The sequence below is a fragment of the Bradyrhizobium sp. genome (assembly GCF_016462955.1).
GTDB lineage: Bacteria > Pseudomonadota > Alphaproteobacteria > Rhizobiales > Xanthobacteraceae > Bradyrhizobium.
Window position 1 is genome coordinate 1 of record NZ_JAEMSD010000839.1, and the last position, 1,042, is coordinate 1,042.

Annotated in this window: 1 protein-coding gene and 1 pseudogene; both read right to left on the reverse strand. The window is 64.8% G+C overall.

The genetic code is table 11. The features are described 5' to 3' along the window. A pseudogene (locus JHD07_RS39015) lies at positions 1 to 159 on the reverse strand (ribonuclease HII); the annotation flags it as partial. Positions 160 to 218: 59 nt separating this feature from the next. Then, a partial coding sequence (locus JHD07_RS39020) for a PA0069 family radical SAM protein (RefSeq protein WP_291631905.1) occupies positions 219 to 1,042 on the reverse strand: 824 nt, incomplete at its 5' end.

The following is a 1,042-nucleotide window of genomic DNA, read 5'->3' on the forward strand; positions in this document are numbered from 1 at the left end:
GACCGCAGCCGCAACCACGGGGCCTGCCCACGGTCCGCGGCCGGCTTCGTCGACCCCGGCAACCGGGTATTCGCCGCTGGCGATCGCACGCGCCTCGACATCGAATGTCGGAACAACCTTGGGGCGGACCAGTGATGTGGAGCGAGCGCTTCTTTTCATGGCCAAGCGCTAACCGAGAGCCGGCGCCGTTGTCAAAGACCCAGCATTTTTATCCAGCATCAGAGCAAGCTCAACTGCTGACCGGCACGCCCTGGGGGCCGGAACAGATCGGTGCGAAGCGGCTTTCGCTCCCGATCGAAGCCAAGCCGCTGCAAGGCGAGCCGGAACCTCGTCGCGATTTGCTGTGCGTACGGCCCCGAGCCCTTTTGCCTGAGGCCGAATTGCGCGGTGTAGTCCCGTCCTCCATGCATCGATTGCAGGAGATGCAGCACGCGCTCGGCCCGGTCGGGATAGTCGGTCATCAGCCACTCGCGGAAGATGTCCTTCAGCTCGAGGGGCAGCCGCAGCATCACGTAGCCCGCACTGCAAGCCCCGGCGTCTCTCGCGGCTTTTAGGACGTTTTCGATCTCGTGGTCGTTCAGCCCGGGAACGATCGGCGCGACCATCACCTGTGTCGGAATGCCCGCCGCCGCCAATTCTTTGACGGCCGCCAGGCGCTTCGAGGGCGTGGCCGCGCGCGGTTCCATGCTGCGCGCGAGTTGACGGTCGAGTGTCGTGACGGACAGCGCGAACTTCACCAGACCGTCGCGCGCCATGCGCGAGAGGATGTCGATGTCCCGCACCACCAGCGCGGACTTCGTGACGATGCCCACGGGATGCCGCGCGGCTGCCAGAACCTCGAGCACGCTGCGCGTGATACGATGTTGTCGCTCGATCAGCTGATAGGGATCGGTCACCGTCCCGAGCGCGATCGTCTTGGGCACATAGCGCCGGCTCGAGAGCTCTTTTGTCAACGTCTCCGCCGCGTTCGTCTTGGCGTAGAGCTCAGTCTCAAAATCGAGACCCGGTGAATGCCCGAGATATGCGTGGCTCGGGCGCGCGT